Source organism: Rheinheimera sp. MMS21-TC3 (genome assembly GCF_032229285.1).
Taxonomy (GTDB): Bacteria; Pseudomonadota; Gammaproteobacteria; order Enterobacterales; family Alteromonadaceae; genus Alishewanella.
Genome location: NZ_CP135084.1, coordinates 622,540 through 647,175 on the forward strand (window position 1 = coordinate 622,540; position 24,636 = coordinate 647,175).

28 protein-coding genes are annotated in these 24,636 nt (G+C 40.6%); 25 read left to right on the forward strand and 3 right to left on the reverse strand.

Annotation, left to right across the window (positions count from 1 at the left end):
• Positions 1–58: 58 nt before the first annotated feature.
• Positions 59–355: a metalloregulator ArsR/SmtB family transcription factor gene (locus tag RDV63_RS03240; RefSeq protein WP_313908064.1), complete on the forward strand. Its 297-nt coding sequence runs from the start codon at positions 59–61 to the stop codon at positions 353–355.
• Between the two features lie 51 nt (positions 356–406).
• On the opposite strand, the gene rpsT is transcribed toward RDV63_RS03240, so the two are convergent.
• Complete coding sequence (rpsT, locus tag RDV63_RS03245; protein WP_313908065.1) at positions 407–676, reverse strand: 30S ribosomal protein S20; 270 nt, start codon at positions 674–676, stop codon at positions 407–409.
• 177 nt (positions 677–853) lie between these two features.
• Here rpsT and murJ point away from each other — a divergent pair, with 177 nt between their 5' ends.
• From murJ to RDV63_RS03340, 19 genes are all read left to right on the forward strand, one after another.
• Positions 854–2,428 (forward strand): murein biosynthesis integral membrane protein MurJ, encoded by a 1,575-nt coding sequence (murJ, locus tag RDV63_RS03250; protein WP_313908066.1) that lies wholly within the window; start codon positions 854–856, stop codon positions 2,426–2,428.
• Positions 2,429–2,478: 50 nt separating this feature from the next.
• Entirely contained in the window at positions 2,479–3,456 is a 978-nt protein-coding gene (gene ribF, locus RDV63_RS03255) for a bifunctional riboflavin kinase/FAD synthetase (protein WP_313908067.1), read from the forward strand.
• A complete protein-coding gene (gene ileS / locus RDV63_RS03260) occupies positions 3,453–6,281 on the forward strand; it encodes an isoleucine--tRNA ligase (protein WP_313908068.1) in 2,829 nt (942 codons plus the stop codon). The genes ribF and ileS overlap by 4 nt, the downstream gene beginning before the upstream one ends.
• Positions 6,281–6,775: a signal peptidase II gene (gene lspA, locus RDV63_RS03265; RefSeq protein WP_313908069.1), complete on the forward strand. Its 495-nt coding sequence runs from the start codon at positions 6,281–6,283 to the stop codon at positions 6,773–6,775. Before ileS ends, lspA begins: the two co-directional genes overlap by 1 nt.
• Positions 6,768–7,256 carry an FKBP-type peptidyl-prolyl cis-trans isomerase gene (fkpB, locus tag RDV63_RS03270; RefSeq protein ID WP_313908070.1) on the forward strand — a complete coding sequence of 163 codons (489 nt, stop codon included), beginning with the start codon at positions 6,768–6,770 and terminating at the stop codon, positions 7,254–7,256. Before lspA ends, fkpB begins: the two co-directional genes overlap by 8 nt.
• A gap of 4 nt (positions 7,257–7,260) precedes the next feature.
• On the forward strand, positions 7,261–8,193 hold the full coding sequence (gene ispH / locus RDV63_RS03275) for a 4-hydroxy-3-methylbut-2-enyl diphosphate reductase (RefSeq protein WP_313908071.1): 933 nt from the start codon (positions 7,261–7,263) through the stop codon (positions 8,191–8,193).
• Positions 8,194–8,303: 110 nt separating this feature from the next.
• Positions 8,304–9,320 carry a sensor histidine kinase gene (locus RDV63_RS03280; protein ID WP_313908072.1) on the forward strand — a complete coding sequence of 339 codons (1,017 nt, stop codon included), beginning with the start codon at positions 8,304–8,306 and terminating at the stop codon, positions 9,318–9,320.
• Between the two features lie 54 nt (positions 9,321–9,374).
• Complete coding sequence (locus RDV63_RS03285) at positions 9,375–10,100, forward strand: LytTR family DNA-binding domain-containing protein (protein ID WP_313908073.1); 726 nt, start codon at positions 9,375–9,377, stop codon at positions 10,098–10,100.
• A gap of 136 nt (positions 10,101–10,236) precedes the next feature.
• Complete coding sequence (locus tag RDV63_RS03290) at positions 10,237–10,812, forward strand: GspH/FimT family pseudopilin (protein ID WP_313908074.1); 576 nt, start codon at positions 10,237–10,239, stop codon at positions 10,810–10,812.
• A 12-nt stretch (positions 10,813–10,824) separates the two neighbouring features.
• Positions 10,825–11,235 (forward strand): type IV pilus modification protein PilV, encoded by a 411-nt coding sequence (pilV, locus tag RDV63_RS03295; protein ID WP_313908075.1) that lies wholly within the window; start codon positions 10,825–10,827, stop codon positions 11,233–11,235.
• Positions 11,232–12,152 (forward strand): PilW family protein, encoded by a 921-nt coding sequence (locus RDV63_RS03300; protein ID WP_313908076.1) that lies wholly within the window; start codon positions 11,232–11,234, stop codon positions 12,150–12,152. The genes pilV (RDV63_RS03295) and RDV63_RS03300 overlap by 4 nt, the downstream gene beginning before the upstream one ends.
• Before the next feature lie 4 nt (positions 12,153–12,156).
• Positions 12,157–12,669 carry a PilX N-terminal domain-containing pilus assembly protein gene (locus RDV63_RS03305; protein ID WP_313908077.1) on the forward strand — a complete coding sequence of 171 codons (513 nt, stop codon included), beginning with the start codon at positions 12,157–12,159 and terminating at the stop codon, positions 12,667–12,669.
• A 19-nt stretch (positions 12,670–12,688) separates the two neighbouring features.
• The gene (locus RDV63_RS03310; protein WP_313908078.1) at positions 12,689–15,892 is read left to right on the forward strand and encodes a pilus assembly protein; all 3,204 of its coding nucleotides are present in this window, start codon (positions 12,689–12,691) and stop codon (positions 15,890–15,892) included.
• Positions 15,892–16,314 carry a type IV pilin protein gene (locus RDV63_RS03315; RefSeq protein ID WP_313908079.1) on the forward strand — a complete coding sequence of 141 codons (423 nt, stop codon included), beginning with the start codon at positions 15,892–15,894 and terminating at the stop codon, positions 16,312–16,314. The genes RDV63_RS03310 and RDV63_RS03315 overlap by 1 nt, the downstream gene beginning before the upstream one ends.
• Before the next feature lie 79 nt (positions 16,315–16,393).
• Positions 16,394–16,879 carry a type IV pilus modification protein PilV gene (gene pilV, locus RDV63_RS03320; protein ID WP_313908080.1) on the forward strand — a complete coding sequence of 162 codons (486 nt, stop codon included), beginning with the start codon at positions 16,394–16,396 and terminating at the stop codon, positions 16,877–16,879.
• On the forward strand, positions 16,879–17,832 hold the full coding sequence (locus RDV63_RS03325; RefSeq protein ID WP_313908081.1) for a PilW family protein: 954 nt from the start codon (positions 16,879–16,881) through the stop codon (positions 17,830–17,832). Before pilV (RDV63_RS03320) ends, RDV63_RS03325 begins: the two co-directional genes overlap by 1 nt.
• 8 nt (positions 17,833–17,840) lie before the next feature.
• Positions 17,841–18,218 (forward strand): hypothetical protein, encoded by a 378-nt coding sequence (locus RDV63_RS03330; protein ID WP_313908082.1) that lies wholly within the window; start codon positions 17,841–17,843, stop codon positions 18,216–18,218.
• On the forward strand, positions 18,205–19,299 hold the full coding sequence (locus tag RDV63_RS03335; RefSeq protein ID WP_313908083.1) for a hypothetical protein: 1,095 nt from the start codon (positions 18,205–18,207) through the stop codon (positions 19,297–19,299). Before RDV63_RS03330 ends, RDV63_RS03335 begins: the two co-directional genes overlap by 14 nt.
• Position 19,300: 1 nt before the next feature.
• Entirely contained in the window at positions 19,301–19,720 is a 420-nt protein-coding gene (locus RDV63_RS03340) for a type IV pilin protein (RefSeq protein ID WP_313908084.1), read from the forward strand.
• Positions 19,721–19,747: 27 nt separating this feature from the next.
• Here the strand turns inward: RDV63_RS03340 and RDV63_RS03345 are convergent, their stop codons facing one another.
• The gene (locus tag RDV63_RS03345; protein ID WP_313908085.1) at positions 19,748–20,251 is read right to left on the reverse strand and encodes a GspH/FimT family pseudopilin; all 504 of its coding nucleotides are present in this window, start codon (positions 20,249–20,251) and stop codon (positions 19,748–19,750) included.
• 77 nt (positions 20,252–20,328) lie between these two features.
• Positions 20,329–21,159: an ammonia-dependent NAD(+) synthetase gene (gene nadE / locus RDV63_RS03350; protein WP_313908086.1), complete on the reverse strand. Its 831-nt coding sequence runs from the start codon at positions 21,157–21,159 to the stop codon at positions 20,329–20,331.
• A 139-nt stretch (positions 21,160–21,298) separates the two neighbouring features.
• On the opposite strand from nadE, the gene glnB reads away from it, so the two are divergent.
• From glnB to apt, 5 genes are all read left to right on the forward strand, one after another.
• Entirely contained in the window at positions 21,299–21,637 is a 339-nt protein-coding gene (gene glnB / locus RDV63_RS03355; RefSeq protein WP_313908087.1) for a nitrogen regulatory protein P-II, read from the forward strand.
• 104 nt (positions 21,638–21,741) lie between these two features.
• A complete protein-coding gene (locus RDV63_RS03360; RefSeq protein WP_313908088.1) occupies positions 21,742–22,146 on the forward strand; it encodes a hypothetical protein in 405 nt (134 codons plus the stop codon).
• 65 nt (positions 22,147–22,211) lie between these two features.
• Positions 22,212–23,054, forward strand: a complete 843-nt coding sequence (locus tag RDV63_RS03365; RefSeq protein WP_313908089.1) for a DUF692 domain-containing protein — start codon at positions 22,212–22,214, stop codon at positions 23,052–23,054.
• Positions 23,054–23,803: a DUF2063 domain-containing protein gene (locus RDV63_RS03370; RefSeq protein ID WP_313908091.1), complete on the forward strand. Its 750-nt coding sequence runs from the start codon at positions 23,054–23,056 to the stop codon at positions 23,801–23,803. The genes RDV63_RS03365 and RDV63_RS03370 overlap by 1 nt, the downstream gene beginning before the upstream one ends.
• A 270-nt stretch (positions 23,804–24,073) precedes the next feature.
• Entirely contained in the window at positions 24,074–24,622 is a 549-nt protein-coding gene (apt, locus tag RDV63_RS03375; RefSeq protein ID WP_313908092.1) for an adenine phosphoribosyltransferase, read from the forward strand.
• The last annotated feature ends 14 nt before the right edge of the window (positions 24,623–24,636 follow it).

Below are 24,636 nucleotides of genomic sequence, written 5' to 3' on the forward strand. Positions count from 1 at the left end.
TGATATTACAAATAATATGCTTCGCGTTAAGCGAGGTTTATGAAGGAGTGTCGGTACGATGAAGTTAACTGATATGCTAGACAACTCAGCCAAAGCAGTTAAATTACTGAAAGCTGTTTCAAATGAGCGGCGATTATTAATTCTATGCCATTTACTGCCTGGAGAGTTGTCGGTAGGGGAAATGAATGAAAAGCTAGAGTTGAGTCAGTCTGCGTTATCACAGCATCTAGCGTTATTAAGGCGGCACAAGCTAGTGAAAACCCGTAAAGTAGCTCAAACGGTGTATTATAGTATTAATAGTACTGAAGCCGAGGCGTTAATTGGCTTGCTATATCAGTTATATTGTTCTGATTAAGGCGTAAAAACAAAAAAACCGGCTAATGCCGGTATTTTTTATTACTTTGTCTTAAGCAGCGCTTAATGCTTTTACATGTGCATTTAAACGAGCTTTATGACGTGCTGCTTTGTTTTTGTGGATCAGACCTTTAGCGGCCATGCGATCCAAAACAGGCACCACTTTCTTTAATGCTTCATTTGAAGCAGTTACGTCAGCAGTAATTACCGCTGCGTAGGTTTTCTTGATGAAAGTACGCATCATAGAGCGTTGACTAGCGTTTTGCTGACGACGTTTCTCTGATTGAATTGCGCGCTTCTTAGCAGACTTAATGTTAGCCAAGGTAACACTCCTAAAACTTAAAAACTGGACCCTTTAAAGGCCGCATAATATGCCTATTTAATGGCCCATTGTCAAATGCTTTTACTATAAATACCTAGATTTTAATCTAACTAGCTACTGGTAATTGTATTCTATAAACAGGCAGAATAGCACTGCTATATTATGTGGAGTAATTGTGTGTCAGATAAGTTATTAAAATCAGGCCTTATTGTTAGTGCTATGACCTTGATTTCTAGGGTGTTAGGCTTAATTCGAGATGTGGTTGTGGCTAACTTTATTGGTGCTGGCGCTGCGGCTGATGTGTTCTTTTTTGCTAATCGTATTCCTAATTTTTTGCGGCGCTTATTTGCCGAAGGGGCTTTTTCGCAAGCTTTTGTGCCGGTATTGGCGGAAGTGAAAACTAAACATGGTGATGATGCTGTACGATTATTGATTGCAAAAGTGACGGGTAGTTTAGGTGTTGTTGTTACTGTAGTGACGTTAATTGGCGTTGTTGCTTCACCTGTTATTGCCATGTTATTTGGTATGGGCTGGTTTGTTGAATGGTTAAATGGCGGACCAGAGCAGCATAAATTTGAGTTAGCTAGCCTTATGTTAAAGATTACCTTCCCTTATTTATGGTTTGTAAGCTTAGTAGCATTATCTGGTGCAATTTTAAATACTTATAATCGCTTTGCTGTAGCAGCCTTTACGCCTGTATTTTTGAATATTGCTATTATTGCTTGCGCTATTTTTCTGGCTCCTAGGTTAGAAGTTCCTGCAATGGCACTAGCTTGGGGCGTGTTTATTGGCGGTGCTATTCAGTTGCTGTTTCAATTGCCGTTTTTAGCTAAAGCAGGATTTTTAGTTTGGCCAAAATGGGGCTGGCATGATGCCAATGTGGTTAAAATTAGAAAACTAATGTTGCCAGCACTATTTGGGGTCTCTGTTAGCCAGATTAATTTACTACTTGATACGGTAATAGCTTCCTTCTTATTAACAGGGGCAGTAAGCTGGTTATATTATTCTGATCGATTAATTGAGTTCCCATTAGGTTTGTTTGGTATTGCTATAGCGACTGTTATTTTACCTAATTTGTCGCGCCATCATGCCGGTGAGAATGCTCAACGTTTTAGCCAAACTTTAGACTGGTCGCTTCGCTTTGTTGCTTTGTTTGGTATACCGGCAATGGCAGGCTTAATTGTTTTAGGTAAGCCAATCATTAGTTTATTATTTATGCGTGGTGAATTTAGTCAAAACGATGTGCTAATGGTATCGCATAGTTTAGTGGCATATAGCTTGGGCCTATTTAGTTTTATGTTAATTAAAGTTTTGGCGCCTGGTTTTTATGCGAGGCAAGATATTAAAACGCCTGTCAGAATTGGTATTATTGCGATGGTGGCCAATATGGGGTTTAATTTAATGTTGGCACCATTTTTAAGTTATGTCGGTTTAGCTTTAGCCACTTCTATGTCGGCCAGTTTAAATGCTTTTTTACTTTATCGTGGTTTAAAATTGGCAGGGGTATATCAAATAACTAAAGCAACATGGTTATATTTAGCTAAGTTAGTGTTAGCTGCGGTTATTATGGCTGCACTTTTGTATTGGCAGATGCCAAGCTTCTCAAACTGGTTGCTATTTAGCTTTAGCCAGCAAGCAATGCATCTTATAGGGTTGTGTATGGCGGCTATTTTCATCTATTTTCTACTGTTATTAGTGCTTGGCATCAGATTGAGTCAATTCAAGGTTAATTCTATTGCTGAAAGCAAATGAATTAGCGGTTATAATGCGCGGTTTATAAACAGCAGGTAGAATCAGCAGGCATGGAGTTAATTCGCGGGTTACACAATATTAAAGCTGAGCACCATGGCTGTGTTTTGACAATAGGTAATTTTGATGGCGTGCATTTAGGTCATCAGGCAGTGTTAACTAAGCTTATTTCGGTAGCTAGGCAACAACAGTTACCTGCATGCGTCATGCTATTTGAGCCGCAACCATTAGAGTTATTTGCTGCCGAGACTGCTCCAGCACGGTTGTCACGGTTTCGTGAAAAATATACCGCTTTGGCAGCTTTAGGTATTGATCGACTTATTTGTGTCAATTTTAATCTAGCTTTTGCTGGCCAGCAACCTGAACTATTTATTCAAGAGTTATTGCTGCAGCAGTTAGGCGTGGCACATTTAATTGTTGGCGATGATTTTTGTTTTGGCAAGAATCGGCGTGGTAATTTTAGTATGCTTAAGCAAGCTGCAAAGCAATACCAGTTTGGTTTAACTAATACTTCTAGTTTAGTGCTTGGTGAACAGCGTATTAGTAGTACCCTTATACGAGAAGCTTTACAGCAAGATAAGTTAGGCTTAGCGAAAGCTATGTTAGGGCGGCCGTATTCATTAACTGGCCGAGTGCGGCATGGCAGAAAACTAGGGCGTGATCTTGGTTTTCCTACCGCTAATGTATTTTTATATCGCCGTAAATTACCGGTTGCTGGTGTCTATGCGATAAAAGCTAAAACTATTTATGGTGATTTTACTGGTGTTGCCAATATTGGTAACAGGCCAACAGTGCAAGGTAAGCGGCAACAGTTAGAAGCGCATTTATTTGATTTTAAAGCTGACTTATATGGCAGCCAAATTGAAGTGCAACTTATAGCCAAGATTAGAGATGAACAACGTTTTGCAGACTTATCTGCATTACAACAACAGATTGCAGCAGATGTAGTTGCGGCAAAACAGTTTTTTAATAGCGAGGCTGATTTAACTTCATCAGACGCTAACACTGACATAACGGAACAAAACGGATGAGTGATTACAAGCATACCCTGAATTTGCCACAAACTGGCTTTGCCATGCGAGCTAATTTAGCTCAGCGTGAACCGCAAATGTTAGATAAATGGACCCAAGCAGACTTATACGGCAAAATTCGTGCCGCGAAAAAAGGCAAGAAAAGTTTTATTTTGCATGATGGCCCTCCTTATGCAAATGGTAATATTCATATTGGTCATGCCGTAAATAAAATTCTTAAAGATATTATTGTTAAAGCAAAAACCTTATCTGATTTTGATGCGCCTTATATACCGGGGTGGGATTGTCATGGCTTACCCATAGAGCTAGTGGTCGAGAAAAAGTACGGTAAGCCAGGTACTAAGCTTAGCGCTGCTGAATTTAGACAAAAATGTCGCGACTATGCAGCAACGCAAATTGATGCCCAGCGCAATGACTTTATTCGCTTAGGCGTATTAGCTGATTGGGAAAAGCCTTATCGGACGATGGACTTTGACTTTGAAGCTAATATTATCCGTTCATTAGCGAAAATAGTCGATAACGGCCATTTACAACAAGGCTTTAAGCCGGTGCATTGGTGTACTGATTGTGGTTCTGCTTTAGCGGAAGCTGAAGTTGAATATCAAGATAAAGTTTCACCGGCTATCGATGTGCGCTTTGCCTTAACAGATGAAACTGATGTTGATCGTTTTGATCATCCAGAAGGCCACAAAGGGCAAGGGAAAGTATCAGTCATTATTTGGACCACCACACCTTGGACCATTCCAGCTAACCGTGCTGTTGCGGTTAATGCTCAGTTAGATTATAGCTTAGTTCAAGTTGAACAAGGCCCTAATGGCCCTGAGCGACTGATTATGGCCACAGACTTAGTAACCGACGTGATGGCCCGCGCGGGTATTGAACATTATCATGCTTTAGGTTTCGCTAAAGGCGAAAGCTTAGAGCTGATGTCTTTACAGCATCCACTTTATGATATGACAGTACCTGTAGTGTTAGGTGAGCACGTCACTACCGACTCTGGTACCGGTTGTGTTCATACCGCACCAGGACATGGTCAAGAAGACTTTGTGGTGGGTAAGCAATATAATTTAGAAATAGCGAATCCTGTGGGGGCTAATGGTGTGTATTTACCTGATACACCCTTATTTGCAGGCCAACATGTATTTAAAGCCAATGACAGCGTGGTTGAAGCCTTACGTGAAGCGGGCGCTTTGTTTTTACATAAAGCCTATACCCATAGCTATCCTCATTGCTGGCGCCATAAAACGCCTATTATCTTCCGGGCGACGCCACAGTGGTTTATTAGTATGGAGCAGCAAGGTTTACGTCAGGCTTCATTAGAGCAAATTGAGCAAACGCGCTGGATCCCAGAGTGGGGCCAACAACGGATTGAAAAAATGGTTGCCGGCCGTCCAGATTGGTGTATTTCCCGACAACGTACTTGGGGTGTGCCTATTGCTTTATTTATTGATAAAGACACCGGTGCTTTACACCCTAATACCGCAGATCTGATGGAGCAAGTTGCGCAGTTAGTAGAAAAAGAGGGTATTCAAGCTTGGTTTGATTTAGAGGCTGAAACCTTAATTGGCGATGATGCTAAGCAGTTTGTAAAAGTAAAAGATACCTTAGATGTTTGGTTTGACTCAGGTGTAACTCATGCCTGTGTGGTTGGCGCGCGAGCTGAATATAATGGGGCTAGCCAAGCTGATTTATATTTAGAAGGCTCGGATCAACATCGTGGCTGGTTTATGTCATCGCTAATGACAGGCGTTAGCATTAATCAACATGCACCTTATAAACAAGTATTAACTCATGGTTTTACTGTTGATGGTAGCGGCCGCAAAATGTCAAAGTCATTAGGCAATGTGGTTTCACCACAAGATGTGATGAAAAAACTCGGTGCTGATATTTTACGCTTATGGGTAGCCACGGCGGATTACACCTCTGAAATGACAGTTTCTGATGAAATACTGAACCGTGCTGCAGATAAATATCGTCGTATTCGTAATACGGCTCGCTTTTTATTAGCTAATTTATCTGGTTTTAATCCGGCTACCGATATGGTCGCTTTTGATGACATGGTGCAATTAGATCTGTGGGTAGTTAACCGCGCTGCCCAGTTGCAGCAAGAAATTGTTGATGACTATGATAACTATCAGTTCCACCAAGTGAGTGCAAAAATCATGAATTTCTGTACCGTAGAGCTAGGTAGTTTCTATTTAGATGTTATTAAAGATAGACAATATACCGCTCATACGAATGGTCTTGCTCGTCGCTCATGTCAAACTGCGCTATACCATATTGCTCAGGCTATGGTGCGTTGGATGGCGCCTATTATGAGCTTTACAGCGCAAGAAATTTGGCAAGAGCTGCCAGGTGAACATGATGAGTTTGTGTTTACTGATGTTTGGTATCAAGGCTTAGCTGGCATTAGTGGCGGAAAGTTTTCTGACAGCTACTGGCAGCAGTTATTGCAAGTACGTGATGCGGTAAATAAAGTGCTTGAAGCTGCGCGTCGTGAAGAACGAATTGGCGCTTCGCTACAAGCTGAAGTTACCTTATACGCTAATGAACAGTTAGCTGCTGATTTAGCGTTATTAGCTAATGAGCTACGCTTTGTGTTAATAACGTCAACAGCGACAGTCAGTACTGATGCAGCACCTGCGGATGCGGTTGCAACTGAAATTGCCGGCTTAAGTGTTTTAGTTACGGCGTCTACTGCGGCTAAATGTGAGCGTTGTTGGCATCACCGCCATGATGTTGGCGCAAACCCAGCACATGAAGCTTTATGCTTGCGCTGTGTTAGCAACGTTGAAGGCGATGGTGAACAGCGAGAGTTTGCTTAATGACGCTTTTTAGCCAAACAGGTTGGCGATTTTGGTGGCTTATATTGTTGCTATTAATCGCCGATCAAGTAACAAAGCAAGTGGTTATCCACAATATGCAGTTATTTGATTCTATTTCGGTAGTGCCATTTTTTAATATTACTTATGTCCGTAATTATGGCGCCGCATTCTCTTTTTTAAGTGATGCCGGCGGCTGGCAACGCTGGTTTTTTACTTTAATTGCGGTTGGAGTCAGCATAGTTATTGCGGTTTGGCTAGCTAAGTTACCGCGGCAGCAAGTTAAATTAAGCTTAGCATTAAGCTTAGTGTTAGCCGGTGCTATAGGTAACTTAGTTGATCGCAGCATCTATGGCTATGTTATTGACTTTTTACATGTGTTTTATCAAGACTGGCATTATCCAGCTTTCAATGTCGCAGACTCTGCAATTTGTATTGGTGCAGTGTTATTAATCTGGGATAGTTTTACTAATAAAGCAGAGGCAAAACATGACTGATGCAACTCCTATTACTAATTCAAATACTGCTAATTCAACTAATGTTAGTGAAGCGGCAATAGGTGCGAATAGTACTATTCTGTTTCATTTTGATATTAAGCTAGCTGATGGCAGCGCTGCAGATAGTACGCGGGTGCATAATAAGCCTGCTAAGTTGCAAATGGGTAATGCCAGTATTTCAGCGGCTTTTGAGGCTGAATTAACAGGCTTAAAAGCGGGTGATAAGAAAACCTTTACCCTAGCACCAGAAGATGCGTACGGTATGCCTAATCCGGATAATATTTATTATGTTGATCGCGCCCGTTTCTCAGCTGAGACAGAAGCTAAAGTTGGGGCTATTATAGGTTTTGCTATGCCAGATGGCTCTGAATTACCAGGGCTAATTCGTGAAGTCGCCGGCGAGTCAGTAACGGTTGATTTTAATCATCCTTTAGCCGGACAAACTTTAACTTTTAGCGTAGAAATAGTGCAGGTACTTTAAATCTATGGATATTTTATTAGCAAACCCGCGTGGCTTTTGTGCTGGTGTTGACCGAGCGATAAGTATAGTTGAACGTGCTTTAGAGCTATTTGAACCGCCAATTTATGTCCGCCATGAAGTGGTACATAATAAATTTGTGGTGGATGGCTTACGCCGTCGCGGCGCTGTGTTTGTTGATGAGTTGGATGAAGTACCAGACGATAATATCGTTATTTTTAGTGCTCATGGTGTTTCACAAGCGGTACGAGCAGATGCAAAGCAACGTGGCTTAAAAGTTTTTGATGCTACCTGCCCCTTAGTAACAAAAGTGCATATGGAAGTGACCCGAGCTAGTCGCAAAGGCGTAGAGTGTATTTTAATTGGTCATGCTGGGCACCCTGAAGTAGAAGGCACTATGGGCCAATATAGTAACCCGGAAGGTGGTATTTATTTAGTTGAGTCTGTAGAAGATGTGGCTAAATTGATGGTTAAAAATGCCGCTGCCTTATGCTATAGCAGTCAAACTACTTTATCTGTTGATGATACAGCTGATGTAATTGATGCGTTACGTAAGCGCTTTCCTGAAATTGAAGGGCCACGTAAAGATGATATTTGCTATGCCACGCAAAATAGGCAAGATGCAGTGCGCGACTTAGCCAATAAAGCTGATCTATTATTGGTTGTTGGTGCCAAAAATAGTAGTAACTCTAACCGGTTGCGTGAGCTTGCTGATAAAATGGGCTGTGTAGCTTACTTAATTGATACTGCAGAAGATATTCAGCAAAGCTGGTTAGACAATGTAAAAGCCGTTGGGGTGACTGCGGGCGCTTCTGCTCCTGAGGTCTTAGTGCAGCAAGTTGTTAAGCAATTACAGCAATGGGGTGGAGTAACGGTTACTGAAAACCCAGGCCGTGAAGAAAATGTGGTGTTTGCTATTCCTGCAGAGTTACGCTACTAATTTGTAATTAACTGAAAATATTAAATGTTTCGGTTGCATAGTTAAGTTATAACTATAAAGATGACTAATTAGATCAATAATCAGATTGGCAAATAATAGGAGGCTTAGCTATGCCAAGTGCATTACCAGCGCTCAAGTTACCTTATTTATGCCGAGGCCGATTTTTATTGCGAGCCATAGTGCTGTCGCAGGCGGTTGCCGTAGTATTAGCATTTGCTCCCGGTGTTGTTACTGATCCTTGGTACCGACTAGGTCTAATTAGTTTATTTGTGCATTGGGTAGTGCTACTAACTACTAGTTGCTTCTGTTGGCTAAGACCGCAGTTAAATAAGCTTCCCTCTATGACCATTTTGGCTTGTTGCACTATTATATTTATAACTATAACGGTGGCTATTAGTAGTTTAGCCTATCACTGGTTGCAGGCTCAAAGTTGGCCATTAAATCAAAGCTTAGGCGCGTTTTTAATGGCAAATAGTATGATTGCTTTTATTATTAGCATGATTGCTATGCAATTTTTTATTATGCATGCTGAACATAGCAACCAACTTGCAGCGCAAAATCGAGCAGAACTTAGCGCTTTGCAGGCACGTATCCAACCGCATTTTTTGTTTAATAGCTTAAATACTGTTGCAGAACTTACCCAAATAGATGCTGATTCCGCAGAAAAAGCTTTGTTAGATTTAGCGGCATTATTTCGAGCGGCATTACATGTTGGTGAAGTAATAGTTTTAGAGCAAGAGGTACAACTTGCTAAGCAATACTTATCACTAGAACAGTGGCGATTAGGCAGTAGAATGCAAGTGGAATGGCAGCTACCTGATTCTTTACCTAATATTCACATTCCTGTATTAACTATTCAACCACTGCTAGAAAATGCAGTACGACATGGCATTGAAAGCAGCCACGATAGGGCTATATTGCGCATTCAATTATTAGAATCACGCTCTGCAGTAAGCTTTGTAATTACCAATCCTTTTTATCAGTTAAGTAGTAACCGACCTAAAAATGGGATAGCAATTGACAATATTAGACAGCGATTAGAGTTGCATTATGGGAAAGGTGCTAGTTTAACTTATAGTGTTACCGATAATTTGTTTAGGGTGAAGCTTGTTTTGCCAAAACAGTAGTTAAAAAGATTGACTGAAAGTAACTATTATTGCGTAGGAGTGGAGTAAAAAGAAGTGAATACTCAAAAGCTGAAGCGAATACTAATAGTAGATGATGAGCCTTTAGCGCGGGCAAGAATAAAGCGCTTATTGCCACAACAAGAGGGCTTTACTTGTATTGCAGAAGCTGAGAATGCTAAGCAAGCTTGGCAGTTAGCGGAACAATATAAGCCAGATATCGTTTTACTTGATATTGAAATGCCGGATATAGACGGTATAAGTTTTGCTTGCGAATTAGATAAGCTAAGTATGCCGCCGGCAGTTATTTTTGTTACTGCTCATGCTGAACATGCTCTTGAGGCTTATAATGCCAACCCACTAGATTATATTCTAAAACCAGTTTCAGCAGAACGCTTGTTAGTAGCACTAAACCGGGCGCAAGCAAGAGTAGTGCCTGCAGCTTTAGCGCTTGAAAAGCTCAGCTATACTATGGCTGGAGTAACTAAGCAGTTATTTATTAATGATATTTTATATTGTATAGCTGAAGATAAGTATGTGCGTGTTGTGACAGAGAATACAAGTGCTTTGATTGATCACAGTTTAAATCAATTACAGCAAATGCTGCCACAGAAGTTTTTAAGGATACATCGTAAGACTTTGATAAATAGTGATTACTTCTGCAGCTTGCATGTTGAAAACGAGAGCGGAACTTATATTAAATTGCAAGGAGTGGATGAGCCACTAGATGTATCTAGACGCGCTTTACCGCATGTAAAACAGGCTTTGCAAATTACTTCTTAACTGACCGTTTTACCATTTATCTACCACTTGTCTGCAAATTAGGCCGTTCATCAGTATGAAGCTTGCTTCTAGAATGGTGATAGGTTAACTGTAATGATAACAAAACCTTATTATTGCAAAATGGATGGCCAGCAAGGTGCTTAAGATCAAACATTATAAAATAACGCAGGGCTTTACTTTAATTGAATTGATGGTGACTGTAGCGGTACTGGCGATAGTGTTAACAGTGGCCGTTCCTAGTTTTAGTGGTCTAGTGAGTTCAAACAGGTTAAATGGCCAAGCTAATAGTTTATTAGCTGCTATTGAGTATGCTAAAGCTGAAGCTATTAAAAACAATGCTAATGTGGCCTTTTGTCACTCTAGTAATGGCAGCAGCTGCAGTGCAGCACCAGCTTCTAGCTGGCAAGGTTGGATAGTTGGTTTAGCAGCCACGCCATCAGGAATTCAGGCTGACACTGTTATGAGAGCAGGCATTTTAGATTCAACGCAAATAGTTATTCGCAGTAGCTCGACCTTATCAGATGCAGGCGATCAAATCAGAATAACGCCACAAGGCTTATTACGAAATACTAACCGTTTACCATTGCAAGCAACCTTACTGGTGTGCAACCCAACAACCTCAAGCAATCCAAATAGTAGAAACTTACGGATCCGCTCAGGAGGTCAGTTGGCTGTGATTAGTGCTCAAAATACAAGTTGTACAGCGCCATAGGACTTTGAATATATGAAAACTACGAATAAATTTACTAAGCAACAAGGCACGAGTTTATTAGAAGTGCTAATTGCTGTTTTGGTTTTAGCTGTGGGTATCCTAGGCATTGCAGGTTTGCAATCGGTAAGTTTACGAAGTACTAATACTGCACATGAGCGGGCAATGGCTGTGATATTAACTGAAACATTATTTGAAGTGATGCGCACTAACCCTGATTTAGCACGAGCGGGTGGCTTTGAAATGACTACTTGTGCTGGCGCAGCTGGTATAGCTGCTACAACCGCTTGGCAGGAAGATGTCAAGCAAGCAACCTCTGAGTGTGCTGTTGTGGAATGGAATGATGGTGTTTATACCGTCACTATAGATTGGGCCGATCAACGGCTAAACTCTAATTCCGTAGTAGTGATGGAGGTGAGACCATGAGATCTTATAAAAAGAGACTGGGCTTTACCTTAGTTGAGTTAATGATTGCGATGGTTTTAGGTTTAGTATTGCTAGGTGGCGTGCTTGGTATCTTTCTATCTAATCAAACTACTAATAGAGTTAATAACGAATTAGCGTCATTGCAAAGTAGTGCTAGGTTAGCTTTTCAGTTAATGTCGCAAGATATTAAAAGTGCTGGCTTCTCTGGTTGTAATAATTCTAGCCGAGTAGTCAGTATTATTACCGGTGCGCCTGCTTGGTCGCAATGGCAAGGAGGCTTAGAAGGTTTTGCTGCTGGGACTAATGGATTAAGCGAGTCTTTACGTTTAATGTATGGTGCGGGAGAGTCAGTTTCAGTCAGTACCCATGTGCCACCAGTAATCAATACTAATGCCAGTTCGACCCTTAACGCTAATGATATCGCCATGATATGTGATGATATACAAACCAGTATATTTCAAGTGTCAACTGTAACTGCAACTACGGTAAGTCATGCTATGGGACCAGCGCTTAGTTGTTCTGCAGACTTAGGTTATCAATCGCCACTTGTTTGTGCTGATCCGCGGCCGAGAATTTTTCCCAGTGATTCCATGTTAATGAGATTTGAATCTGTGCTGTGGTTAGTAGCCGAAAGTACTGATGACCCTACAATAAGCTCACTTTATAGGCAGGCTATTATAGCGGGTAATGTAGTAACCGAAGAAGTGTTGTTTGGTGTTTCTAGTATACGTTTTGCCTATCAAGATGGTGACTTACCCTTTGGTCCAGCTAACTTTTCTGCAGCAGTGCAAATGGGGAATGTGACGGGAGTGCAGGTAACCTTAGTGATGGATGCTAATGCTTATGCTAATGCTAATCTGCCTTTAGAAATGCGTACAATTGAATTTTTCGCTTCTGTGCGAAACAGATTAAGGTAAGGCTATGAGAAATTATCAACGTCAAACCGGAGCGGTTTTGGTAGTAGGGTTATTATTGTTGTTAGTAATAACCTTAGTTTCTGTTGCTAGTATGCAGCGCTCAGTGCTGCAGGAGCGGATGACCGCAAACTTATACGAAAGACAACTGGCTGTGCAACAAGTCGAAGCAGCTTTACGTTCGGCTGAGAATTGGATTGCAGCACAGTTACCTGATCCGAGGGACAGCATAGCAGGCAATGATTGGTTTTATAACCTGCCGATGCCTGGCGCTGCAGACCGTTGGACTTCTGCAGCAACCCAGTGGCGTGCTGCGCCAGTAATTAATACCGATATGGCCAATGCAGCACAATATTTTATCGAATATTTAGGCGAATGGCCTTCACCCATTAATCCCGACTGTGCCAGTGCGACAACAATAGAGCCAGATTGTTTGTCACCAACCTTTAGGATTACTGCCCGAAACATCTCTGCGGCGGGTGAGCCCGGCGTCCAGATGCAAACTATTTGGCGTTTGTAAGACTATGAAGGAATAGACTATGCGAGCTTTTATTAAAAAATCATTAATGTTTGTGATTAGTTTAAATGCAGGAGTAGCGATTTCAGTATCGGCTAGTACTTTGGCAATTCCCAATGTACCACTGCAAACCGCTAGTGAAGTGCCTGCTAATATAATGTTTTTAATTGATGATTCGGGATCGATGAATTTCGAGTTTATACCAGATTCAATAAATGGCTATCAGGGCGCACCACAAGTAGAGATCTGTAGTAGTTGGTGGAGTTGTGCATGGGTACGCTCAGGGGAGAATGTAACTTATAAGTGGTATTATTCGTCGCATGTTAACTCCTCTTATTATGATAATGATGTCACTTATGAAGTACCGCCTTCTGCTTCAGATCCTTTAAGTGAGCCCACTTATAATACCGCTTGGCGGGATGGTTTTGCTAAAACTGGCGCAAGAAACTTAAATAATAACTTTGAAATAAGTTACCATCAATTAAATAGTGATCATTCATCGATTACTTCTCAAGGCAGCTTGACCTTTGATAAGGGTGGTTTTTATTATAAATATGCACCAAGTGCAGCTAATGCTGCGTCTTGTAGCGATAATCGATATCAAAATAAGTGTTATACTTATGTTTCTATGAACAGTGCATCTGCCGCTGATAAGAAAAACTTTGCCATTTGGTACTCTTATTATCGCAGTCGTTTGTTATTAGCAAGATCAGGTATAGGTATTGCTTTTATTAACTTACCAGAAAATGTGCGTGTTGGTTATGGAGCACTTAATACCTCTCCAAAAATAGAGCGTGGTGTGCGTGAGTTTTCCGGTTCAGGTAAAACTGGTTTTTATAGCTGGTTATACGGAAAAGGCGCTTCCGGAGGAACCCCCTTACGTTTAACCTTAAAAGCTGCAGGTGAGTACTTTAAAACTGAAAGCCCTTATTTAGTTAACCCAGCTATAGCTAAAAGTAGCAGTAACCCTATTGTAAGTTGCCGTCAAAACTTTAGTATTTTAATGACAGATGGAGCTTGGAATGGTGACTCGCCAAGTGTAGGTGACCAAGATGGTGACAATGTTAATAATACGCTTGCAGATGTCGGATATTATTATTACAAAACTGACTTAATGCCAGGGTTGACTAATGATGTGCCTAAACCAACCCCTGAGTCACCAGACTGGCAGCATATGGTTACATTTGGTGTTGGTTTAGGTGTTGATGGTACTATAGAAAATGTTGAAGATGCCAAAACTTGGCCTAGAAATGACTCTAGGTGGCCAAATCCTACGCAAAGCCCAGATGTTAGCTTGAAGAAAACAGATGATCTATTGCATGCCAGTGTTAATAGTGATGGTGACTTTTTTAGTGCCAAAGACCCAGTTACTTTTAGTAAATTATTAGCTGACGCTTTAGATAGTATTTTAGGGGGTGTAGCTTCAGCAACTAATTTAGCGACAACAACAACAACTTTACGAGAAGAAAATAGTATCTTTCAGGCTTCTTTTAATACTGAGGACTGGAGCGGTAAGTTAGTCAGTAATGATGTTGCAGATTTATCGCAGCAGTGGGTATCTAACTTTAAACCTTGGGCGAGTCGACCTATTTATTCAAGTCGTACTGATACTTCAGGTGCCACGATAAGCTTTGAATTTAACTGGGCAAATTTAACTAGTTCAGAGCGTACTGTGTTGGAATCTGAAGATATAGTTAACTATTTGCGTGGTGATAAGAGTAAAGAAAATCCTACGGGAGCATTAAGAAAGAGAAGCTCACTACTAGGTGATATTGCACACTCATCACCAGTTTATGTAGGAGCACCACAAAATCGTGGCTATCAGCGTTATAATTGGCCAGGTGCAAATAGCTATAATGCTTTTGTAGAAGCTAAGAAGAATCGGTTACCTGCAGTTTATGTGGGGGCAAATGATGGCATGTTTCATGGTTTTGATGCAGACCCAGTAAGCGCAACAAAAGGGCAAGAAATATTTGCTTATGTACCGCAGCGAATGTTAACTGCATCTGCTCAATTATCGTCTTATGCTAAAAAAACCTATTCTCATCGATTTTATGTTGATGGTGTGCCAACCTTAGCAGATGTATATATTGATGGTGAGTGGCGTTCTGTATTGGTTAGCACTCTTGGTCGTGGTGGTAGTAGCATTTTTGCCCTTGATGTAACAGATCCTAGTGATATTAGTTTGTTGTGGGATCTTGATATTCCTGAGCTAGGCATTATGACTTCTAAACCTATTATTACTCGTTTAAATAATGGTAAATGGTCTGTGATAGCAGGCTACGGTCATAATAATACTGCTAATAAATCAGGTATTTTAGTTATTGATATTGAAAATGCTGCAACAGCACCTGTTATTAAACTTGAAACCTCTGGGACTGAATCTATTGGTATGGCACAGTTAGAAGGCTGGGACCATAATAAAAATGGTAATACAGACTGGATTTTTGCTGGTGATATTCAAGGTAATGTCTGGAAGTTTGATCTTAGTTCATCTACTTGGCATGTTGGCTATGGTGGCACACCATTATTTGTAGCCAAAGATAGCGCCGGTAATCCTCAGCCTATTACTGGCGGTGTTACATTGCAAAGCCATCCCGATACTGCTGAATTATGGGTGTTTTTTGGTACTGGTAAGTTTATTGAATCAGGAGATAATGCCAATACAGATATTCAAAGCTGGTACGGTATTAAAGATGGTTCAGCAATCTTAACAAGAAGTCAGTTAGTGGACCGTACTATGGTTAATATTGATTATACTAACCCAGATACAGGTGAGGTACGTCAAGCTAGGCGGTTACCGACTGTTGACACTAACGACATGATTGGTAAGCGGGGCTGGGTGATGGACTTAGTGGATACTCGTGAGCGTATTACTTCAAAACCAAGGTTTGTAGGTGGTAATTTAGTAATGAATAGTATTATTCCAGATATCGATTTGTGTAATCCGGAGGGGGATGGCTGGGTAATGGCGGTCGATCCTTTTAAAGGTTCTCGATTAAATTATCACTTCTTCGATTTATCTAGAGACAATGAATTTAAAGATTCTGATGGCTTGCCTGATGGTGCAGCTGCCAGTGGTGTTAAATTTGAAGGTATGCCAGGCGAACCAGTATTTGTAGGTGATGAAATGATAGTAGGTACATCAAAGGTAGCGTTAGATGCAAGCCGAGTAAACCTAGAAATCCGGCGTGGTAGATTGTCTTGGCGGGAGATTATTAACTAATGAATAATTACCTAAGAGTTCAAAAAGGGATGACATTAATTGAAATTATGATAGTGGTGGTTATTGTCGGTATCTTAGTGGCGGTAGCTTATCCTTCATATCAAAATCATGTCTTGCGTAGTCATAGGGCAGCTGCTACTGGCTGCCTGCTAGAGTTATCGCAATTTATGGAGCGTCATTATACCGAAAATATGCGCTATAACTCTGCAACTTTTGCTTTGCCTGCACTGCAATGTATGACTGAAGCCTCGGGTAGGTATAATTATAATAGTGTGCAAGCTCAGCGCACTTATACTATCACAGCAACAGCAACAGGGGCGCAGACTAAAGACACTAGCTGTTTGACACTTGGTATTAATCAAGCGGGTACTAAACTTGTAAATGGCGGTAGTGATGTTACAGCTGTTAGAAATTGCTGGTGATTATTTGATCGAATAATTTGATCTTTTGAAATAATGTTGTAACTTTAAAGTTAACTTTGGTTAGCTTGGGCATAGGGAAATGCGGTTACAACATGGTTTTAGTCTGGTTGAAGTATTAGTTTCACTGCTGATTATTAAAGTAGGTCTGCTTGGTGTTTTGGCTGGGCAGACACTAGCTCTACGCAATATTATTGATGCTACTCAGCGAACGCAAGCTGTGGCATTAACTAACGAATTAATTAATACCATTTATAGCAATCAGCAACTCCTTCCTCTAGTGGCGGGCCGCCTAACTATGGCGGCAGAGTTAACTGAGCCGGTAAATTGCTCTGCAGACTTTAGCTGCAATAAAACTCAACTCGCTGAGCATCAGCGCTACAGATGGTATCAACAATGGGCTGACATTGCTGAGCCTTTAATTGATCCTGAATTTTGTTTAGCTTCAACTCCTAGCGGTGTTGCTGTTTTGGTAAGCTGGCAGCAACGTATAGCGCACTCCATTCCTAGCTCGTTGGATTGTGAAATAACCCAAGGCCGTAGTGGTTTTAGATTGGGTGATAGCTGATGCGTATTCGATATGGCTACTCAATCACAGAGTTATTAATTGCTATGCTGTTAGGGCTATTGTTATTGGCAATAGCTCTAACTGCTTTTAGTAGTTTAAGCCGTTCAGCCAAGCAAGCTCAGCAGCTCGCCGAGCTACAACAAACGGGCCAGTTTATGCTTAGCTTAATGCAGAATGAGTTGCAAAATATTGGTTTTTGGGGGGGTAAGGCGAATGTGATATTGGCAGCTGAAACAACCAAGCCAGATGCACCAAGCCCAGATTGTGCCAATGATGCGCTAGACAGTGGTAGTTTCCCAAGTGCTGAGCTGCCCTTTGTTACGCTCTATGCCAAGTTAGTCTCTTCTGGTGGCCAGTTAAACTGTATCTCATCAGCATTAAAAGACAGTGAGTTATTACAAGTAAAACGTTTAATTGGCCAAGTACAATCATTAGATATGCTTAAGGCAAATCGATTTTATCTAGAAACTAATTGGCAGCATAGCCGCTTTATCAGCGCAGCGAGTGACGGCTTGCAGTCGGCTATGGATTATTATCCTTATCAACATCTTGTATTTTATGTGCAAAATCAATGGCGAGAAATTGAATTTGTACCGGTATTAATGCGTAAACGGTTAATACGCAATGCTAGTGGACATGCCAGTATGGCAACAGATTCTATTATCGATGGTGTAGAGAGGCTACATTTTGAATTCGGTATAGATACAGATGCAGATGGTAGTCTTGACTATCAACAAGCAACAGCGCATATGACTGCTAATCAGTGGCAGCAACACAGTAGCCGTATTGTTAGTATTAAATTTTATATCTTGTTACGTGCCCTTACTCAAGATAAGCACTATATCAATAATAATATTTATAAAATGGGTAGCCATCAATTTAACGCGAACGGCGATCATTACCGTCGCTTATTAATTAGTAGTACAGTTTTCTTTCATAATACACAATTATAGGAGGAGATATGGGTACTTCACGCGGTATGGTATTAGTGATAGCTCTAATTGTATTGTTAAGCATGACGCTTGTTATGACAGCAAGTTTGTATGTAAGCCAGTTAAGTCAAAAGTCTGCAACTGCTGGCCAGCAACAGTTGCAAGTTTCGCAACAAGCACTAACTGAGCATAATGTTGCTTTAGACACAGCGTTAGCTTTAACTGATGATGATTTGGTGGCTTGTCCTGCTAAATATGCTGCTTGGTCAGATACAGCGCTCCGCTGTAAGGCTATTTTCCTCTCCACCCAAACTTATAGCTCTGCACAACATTTTTATAGTGGCTATACCAGCCTGTTGTTGCGGCAAGCTTTAGCAGAGGAGGTAATAACTGATGACTTGGAATAAGCTTATTTGGGGGATCCTGTTATTAATTTCACCTGTATTTAGTAAGGCAGAATGCCATTTTAATACCGAGCAGCCATTATTATTACAGTTGGCCGTAGCGAGTACAGCACCTAGTGCAACACAAAAGTTTGCGTTAAGTTATAACAGATTGCTTGGTGAAGAAACGGCGCAAGCTAAGGTAGAGTTACGTGATGCTGAGAGTGCAGCTTTGTTTAGCCACCTTAGTGACTGGGCAAACGCTGGTGTTCATGCTGATCTGATTATGGCCGAACCTGCAATATTGGATCAGAACTTAGATGGCATAGCAGATGCAGTATATGTTGTTGATATTAATGGCCGAGTTTGGTTTATTGCTTTATCTGCTAGTGGGTTTTCTAGTCCAGTTTTGATTGCTGATTTTAGTGCAGAGGGTGCTAAATTTACTCAGCCATTACAGTTAGTGCAAGCTGCATATAATGTGGACTATGCCAGTATTGGTAATATTCAGCGAGTTAAGGTGAGTTTAGTTTTAATAGCTAGTTATGCTGACACGGGTGATAGCTTAATTTTATTTAACCATCAACCTGAACAAGATTGGCTGGTAACTTTACATGATTTAAGTGATAGAACTGAATTAGGATTAGATGATGTTGATATTGGGTTAACTGATTCAGTCTGGCGAGATTTGCAGCAAAGTCCAGGTTGGTTTATTCAGCTTGGCTCTTCAGTAAGATCTAAGCCACAAGTTTATGCGGGTGTAGTGTATTTTGTGGCAGTAAGTAACGTAAGCGAACCAAGTTCATGCGAAATAAATACTAGTGATGAGACAAAACTATTTGCTATCCACTTACACCATGCCGGAAAAGTGTATGCAAAGCGAAGTTGGCAGCTTACTGCTATGGGCAAGGTGACATTACAATTAAATACAACTGGCGAACAACTGTCACTTAGCCTAGTAAACGACACCGAGCCTAGTGAAATTATTTCAGAAGTTTTAGCTATTACTGAGGATTGCTTTGATTGTACTGAAGAGCTCACTACCAGTAGTTTTCCACGAACTTTACGTCTTGCTACCTATATGACAGAATTTGGTGCTTGGTAGTATGTATAAGTTTAGAGGCTTTAGCTTAATAGAGTTGATGATTGCGGTAGTGATAATGGTAATTTTAGCCAGTATTAGCTACCCAGCATATCAGCAATATGTACTGCGCAGTTATCGAGCAGAAGCGATTCAAGCACTATTAACGCTAGCGAATGTCCAAGAGCAGTATTTTGCTGACTATGGTATTTATCAGGCTGATCCTACTCAGCTAAGTGGCGTTGCAATGATTACAGCCTCTAGTAGCACTGAATCAGGACGTTACTTAATTAGCCTTACTTTAACAGATTCAGCAAAAGGGTATGTGGCGTTGGCAACGGCAATAGGATTACAGACAGCTGATATTGACTGCTTAAGTTATCAGTTAAATCATTATGGTCAGCGTAATAGTGATAATGGAGTGGCATTAAGCTGTTGGCAATAAATTTGATTTTATTTGGTAATATTATCTCTAGCTAGCTGGGCAGCTGCTGTTAATAAAAGCTAATTTATTACGGCCGGCTTGATTTATAGTCATTTTATAATGCCAGTCATACTTTGTGCTAGGGCAATAATAAAAGCTACCATTCTCAAAACCATCTAAGCTACCATCACGTCTAAAGCTAACCTGCTCACGGTTATAGGCCAATTTATGCGACTGATTTATAGCAGGTACTTGCCGTAACAGCTTACTAGATAAGTCAGGGTGAATTATGCTTATTTTAATGGGCAAGTGTTGCCAGTCGGCACTACAAGTTGTTCCGGTTGCAGGGCATAGTTGTACTGGCAAATTACTGGTGACAGCCATAATCCTAGCATAGGCTAAATGCTGGCTAAAATGGCGCATGTAAGCGGAAGCTTGCTGACGCTCGGTTAACTCTGCCATAGCAGGTATACCAATAAAAACTAAAATGCAAAAAATAGCCACTGCAACCAGCAGCTCTAATAGAGATAAGCCAAGATGTTGGTAGCGCATTTTTGATTACCTTTAAATATTTAGGTTAACAAAAAGTATAGCTACCATTTATTAATTGTGAAATTAAATGGCGAAGTCTAGTTGTAAATAGTTGGAATAGGCTGACGTTTATGTTGGGTTTTATTATAGATAGCTATTAACTTTTCACTGACCTCTGCCGTAACAGCTTTCCCTTCTAAAAAGTCATCTATTTGTTGATACGTAAGACCTAGCGCTACTTCATCTGCTTTAAGTGGTGCTAAACTTTCTAAGTCGGCAGTAGGGACTTTGTCTACTAATAAAGCGCTAGCGCCTAAGGCTTTACCCAGTAAGCGAACTTGGCGCTTATTTAAGCCAAATAATGGTGCCATATCGCAAGCGCCGTCACCCCATTTAGTATAAAATCCGGTAATGTTTTCAGCCGAGTGGTCAGTGCCTACTACTAAGCCTTTGACTAAAGCGGCAACATGATACTGTACTATCATCCGGCTGCGAGCTTTAACATTTCCTTTTGCAAAATCAACTTCATAGTCATTTGCTGGCAGTAATGAGCAGGTGGCTAGGGCACTAAAAGTTGCTTGATGTAATGCATCTACTGCTGACTGTATATTTATGGTTAAAGCTTGGCTAGGTTGAATAAATTCGACCGCTAATTGGGCATCATGCTCATCTTTTTGTTCTGCGTAAGGTAAGCGAACAGCAATAAACTGATAACTATTTGGTTGGGATTGGTTTAACTCATTTACGGCAAGTTGAGCTAATCGACCACAGACAGTAGAGTCCACTCCTCCGCTGATACCTAATACTAAGTTTTTCAGACCTGAGTTTAGCAACTGCTGTTTAATAAAGTCGACACGGCGCCGAATCTCAAAGTCAGCATCTATCTGGGGTAACACCTGCATTTGTTTAATAATATCGGCGGCATTCATGGCAACAAACCTCTGGTACTGTTATCTGTATTCACAAGGACTGGATTAACCTAAAAGATAGTTAAGTTATACTACTGATTGCATTCAGGCTATGTATTATACTGCTTATAATCTTTGTGGCTAATTTATGGATGCTTAAATGAAGAAAATTGAAGCGATTATTAAACCCTTTAAATTGGATGATGTACGAGAAGCATTAGCCGATATCAATATTACCGGTATGACAGTCACAGAAGTAAAAGGTTTTGGCCGGCAAAAAGGGCACACAGAGTTATATCGTGGTGCTGAATATATGGTCGATTTTTTGCCTAAGGTAAAGCTAGAAATTGTAGTGACAGACGATCAAGTCGAGCGTTGTATAGAGTCTATTGTACAAACAGCACAGACAGGTCGTATAGGCGATGGCAAAATCTTTGTATTTGACGTTGAGCGTGTTGTGCGGATCCGGACCGGTGAAGAAGACGAAGACGCTATTTAAGCTCAAGCTGGGATATTTATTTAGCATAAGATGTAAATGTTGTAATAGATTTAAAGCTAGTTAGGTCTACTACTAAGCTACTTATAAAATAATAGGAAATAACAATGAAAACTTTAAAACATAATAACGTTGCTGTGGCTGTAGGAGCTTTAGTATTTGGCTCACTAACTACGGTAAGTACTAGTACCGATGCGAATCCTTTTACTGCCCAAGAACTTGCCACAGGTTATGAAATGGTAGCTAGCGAAGGTAAGTGCGGTGAAGGCAAATGTGGCGAAGAGATGATGAAAAAAGCTGCCGATAAAGCCAAAGAAGCAAAGTGTGGTGAAGGTAAGTGCGGTGAAGGCAAATGTGGCGAAGAGATGATGAAAAAGGCTGCCGATAAAGCCAAAGAAGCAAAGTGTGGTGAAGGTAAGTGTGGCGAAGAGATGATGAAAAAAACGACCGACAAAAAAGTGGATAAAGCTAAACAAAAAGTGCAAGAAGCTAAATGTGGTGGGGCTATTTAATCCACTAACTTTAGCAAAATGTTGATAAGTTACTTGTATCTAAATGTAAAAACAGGAATTACTCCATGACGGCAGTCCAAGGTGTGGGTTTAGGCTTGCGCCGCGAAATGCTAGAGCAAATGTTACAGCACAAGCCTGAAGAAATTGATTTTTTTGAAGTGGCACCAGAAAACTGGATACCTTTTGGTGGTGCTTTACAAAAGCAATTTATGCAGTTAACTGAGCAGCACCGTTTTGTTTGTCATGGCTTATCTTTATCTATAGGTAGCCCAGCTCCATTAGATATTCAGTTTGTACGGCAAGTAAAAAAATTTTTACAGCAGCATAATATTAGCTTATACAGTGAGCATTTAAGCTATTGCTCAGGTGCAGGACATTTATATGATTTAATGCCCATACCTTTTACAGTTGAAGCGGTCGACTATGTGGCTAAGCGAGTTCAGCAAGTACAAGATATTTTAGAGCAAACTTTAATCTTAGAGAATGTGTCTTACTATGCTGCGCCAGGCCAGGAAATGTCTGAGCTAGATTTTACCTTAGCAGTGTTAGAACAAGCAGATTGCAAGATGTTGTTAGATGTCAATAATATTTATGTTAACGCTATTAATCATAACTATGATCCTAAGCATTATTTACAAGCTATTCCTAGCGAGCGGATCGCTTATTATCATATTGCAGGACATTATCAGCAGGCAGAAGATTTATTAATAGATACCCATGGCGCAGATGTTATAGACCCAGTATGGCGATTGTTAGCTTTAGCTTATCAACAGCATGGGGTTAAACCTACCTTACTAGAACGAGATTTTAATATTCCTAGTTGGCAAAAACTACAGCAAGAGTTAAAACAAATTCATTGTTTGCAGCAACAGGCTGAACAAACAATTAGTAATAAGCAGGTTGAATAATGAAATTTCAACAGATCCAACAGCAATTTATGGCGCATATTCAAGATCCTGATCATAATCCTGCGCCTAGTGATCTGGAAGAACGCCGGCTAGAGGTATACCGAGAGTTATTTTTTAATAATGTTGTTAACTTTGTCAGTAATGCTTTTCCAGTTTTGCGCTCGTTATATACTGAATCTCAATGGCATAACTTAGTGCGACAGTTTTATGCTGAGTTTTCGTGTCAGAGCCCATACTTCTTACATATTGCCGAGCAATTCTTGCAGTTTTTACAGCAGCAATACCAGCTTACGGCCGCTGATCCTATTTTTATGCTAGAACTTGCCCATTATGAATGGTCGGAATTGTATTTAGCAACTAAACAAGCACCTGTAACCATTAACTTGCTAGACAGCAAAAGCATAACGACCAGTCAATTACAATTATCACCATTAAGCTTATTGTTAGCTTATCCCTATCCGGTGCATAAAGTTAGTCAAACCTTTAGGCCAAATAGCGCAACAGAAAATCAATTTTATCTGTTATATAGGGATCTAGCAGATGAAGTTAAGTTTGTCCTGATTAATCAATTAACGGCTTTATTGTTACAGCAAGTTCAGCAAACACCAGGAATAACCAGTAACAGCCTTTTGCTTCAGATGCAGCAACAGTTACCGCAGCTAAGCCAGCAACAATTACAGCAAGGCGCCACAGCTCTGCTGCAAGAGTTTGCTGCAAAAGGTGTGATTCAGGCTTTCCAAATGGGCTAAAATTCATTACCATATCAATATCATTATTTGGCACGGTAAAGAGTAGCAAAATGGCAGACGAGAACTTCAAAGATTCATTTAACTTTTGGCAATTCTTGGCGTTAGTAGCAACTTTTGTTGGTTTGTTGTGCTTAGCACCAATTTTGCGTTGGATCCAAATTTTTAGTTAATTAGTAGTATTTGGATTTATTATTATTGTGTAAAGCCGCCTTTGGGCGGTTTTTTTGTCTACAACTAGCGGCTAGCTGCTAAGTTAATTAAGGTTTTATGATGGATAAACAACGTCTTGCAGTTGAATTAAAACAAGTGATAAAAACGGTAATGGATTATCCCAAGCCTGGTATTGTATTTCGTGATGTCACAAGTTTGATGCAAGATGGGGCTAGCTTTAAAAAAGTAATAGATGCTTTTTGCCAAATTTATGCAAACAAAGGTATTACTAAAATTGTTGGCACTGAATCACGCGGCTTTATTTTTGGTGCTCCTTTAGCTTATGCCATGGGTATTTCGTTTATCCCAGTGCGTAAGCCTGGCAAATTACCCCGCCATAAAATTAGTCAAAGTTATCAACTAGAATATGGTGAAGATACCTTAGAATTGCATGCTGATGCAATCAGTGCTGGAGATAAGGTGCTGTTAGTGGATGATTTATTGGCTACTGGCGGTACTATTGATGCCACGGTAAAACTAGTGCGTCAATTGGGTGGAATTGTTGAGGATGCCGCTTTTGTTATTGCCTTACCTGATCTAGGTGGGGTAGCAAAGTTACAGCAAGCTAACTTAAAAGTACTTAGCTTGGTTGAGTATGCAGGCGAATAAGCTTAATCTGAGCT